Origin of the sequence: Glutamicibacter sp. V16R2B1 (assembly GCF_005774635.1) — a bacterium.
Lineage (GTDB): Bacteria > Actinomycetota > Actinomycetes > Actinomycetales > Micrococcaceae > Glutamicibacter > Glutamicibacter creatinolyticus.
Window position 1 is genome coordinate 1 of the sequence record NZ_VATX01000081.1, and the last position, 1,441, is coordinate 1,441.

General features: G+C 65.6%; 5 protein-coding genes. 2 read left to right on the top strand and 3 right to left on the bottom strand.

What is annotated here, in order from left to right; genetic code table 11:
* From FDN03_RS16270 to FDN03_RS16550, 3 genes are all read right to left on the bottom strand, one after another.
* On the bottom strand, positions 1-191 hold a 191-nt coding region (locus FDN03_RS16270), incomplete at its 3' end, for a hypothetical protein (RefSeq protein ID WP_138178618.1).
* A gap of 11 nt (positions 192-202) precedes the next feature.
* On the bottom strand, positions 203-445 hold the full coding sequence (locus FDN03_RS16275) for a hypothetical protein (RefSeq protein ID WP_138178619.1): 243 nt from the start codon (positions 443-445) through the stop codon (positions 203-205).
* Between the two features lie 56 nt (positions 446-501).
* Complete coding sequence (locus FDN03_RS16550) at positions 502-669, bottom strand: hypothetical protein (RefSeq protein WP_171021302.1); 168 nt, start codon at positions 667-669, stop codon at positions 502-504.
* A 102-nt stretch (positions 670-771) separates the two neighbouring features.
* Here FDN03_RS16550 and FDN03_RS16280 point away from each other — a divergent pair, with 102 nt between their 5' ends.
* Together FDN03_RS16280 and FDN03_RS16285 are read left to right on the top strand one after the other, a co-directional pair.
* Positions 772-1,029: a hypothetical protein gene (locus tag FDN03_RS16280; protein WP_138178620.1), complete on the top strand. Its 258-nt coding sequence runs from the start codon at positions 772-774 to the stop codon at positions 1,027-1,029.
* Positions 1,026-1,382, top strand: coding sequence for a hypothetical protein (locus FDN03_RS16285; protein WP_138178621.1), 357 nt, complete (start codon positions 1,026-1,028; stop codon positions 1,380-1,382). Before FDN03_RS16280 ends, FDN03_RS16285 begins: the two co-directional genes overlap by 4 nt.
* The last annotated feature ends 59 nt before the right edge of the window (positions 1,383-1,441 follow it).

The following is a 1,441-nucleotide window of genomic DNA, read 5'->3' on the forward strand; positions in this document are numbered from 1 at the left end:
GGACGGACATGGCTGAGGGTGTTGCCCATGTCGCTGGTGCCGTCCTCGAAGATTGGGGCGATCCGGTAGGCGACGGTGCCGTTGCAGTGCAGGCACCAGCAGGCGCGGGCTTCGAGGACCCGGGCGAGGCCGTGGTGGGTCTCCTTGCTGCCGACGTAGGCGACAAGGTCACCGGCCTTGGCGATCCGCATGACGGGCTCCTTCAGGCGCTGGCGGGGTGGATGTGCCGTTCGCGGACGCAGGTGAGGACTTCGGGGCTGTCGCAGGGGGCGAACCCTTCGCCGGTCCAGTCGAGGTGCAGGATCCAGCGCCGCTCCTGGGCCAGTTCGAGCGGTGAGATCTCTTCGGGGACGCAGTTGAGGCATCCGCAGCCGTAGCCGAGCCGGTAGGTGCCGTGCATGTGGGTGAGGGAGCCGGTGTAGGTGACAAGGTCGCCGCGGTTCATCGGGGGCTCCTCTCGGAAGGTGTGATTGGTCAGGCGGCGATGTAGACGGCGGCGGGTCAGCTTTCGCGGCAGTAGATGCCGCGCGCAGGGCCGTGGGTCCACTGGCCGTCGACCCGGAGCAGGATCGTGTCGCCGCACTGGCAGCGGCCCGTCGTCGACGAGTACAGGTGGGCGGGCATTGCCGGGTTGAGCTGGATGCTTCCGAGCGTGGTGGTGCTGGCCATTTCGGTTCCCCCGGTCGCTGTGGTGTGATCTCAGCCTAGGCGGCTAACGGCTAGCCGTCAACCAAGTTGGGTGGGTGATGGCCAGCCGATATCATCGGGCCCATGACGCCACGCCTCCATGGCCCCGACGAGATCCGCAAGCTCCCCACGACCAACGCCAAAGCCCGCGCCGTCCGTGAATACTTCCTGGCAGAGAAGGAGATGCGGGCCATCCGTGACGAGGTGATCCGCGCGCTCCGCGCAGACAAGGTCAGCATTGCCGACACTGCCACCGAGGTCGCATGCTCGATCGCAACGGTCAAAACTGCTGCGCGGGGCATGGACAGTAGCCAGCCGTCATCCACTACACTGGAATCATGACCACCGCATCGGATGGCTGGCGGTCCGGCTACCAAGCCGCCGTGGCACGCCTGCTCGTCACCCAAGGCGAAGTACCCGAAACCAACCCCAGTCGCTACGGCGACGGCGTCGACTACAACGCCACCTACGACCTGAACGAGCACGCCAAGACCTGCACCGTCTGGCAGCTAACACGGGAGGCGCACGAGACCTCGCGGAGTCAGTACGACGGCACCGACGCTGGGTCCAGCCGGATCTACGTGATCGCAGCCGGAGTTTCGTGTGGTTGCGGCCGGTATGTGGACCAGCCGGTACACCTGAAGAACCGGACCTTGTCGCAGATCACGATCTCGGTGCTGAACGGAAAGGGGTGATCATGTTGCCTTGGGCCTGCATGGTGAACCTGTCCACCGCATCCCTGTCGACCATGAAG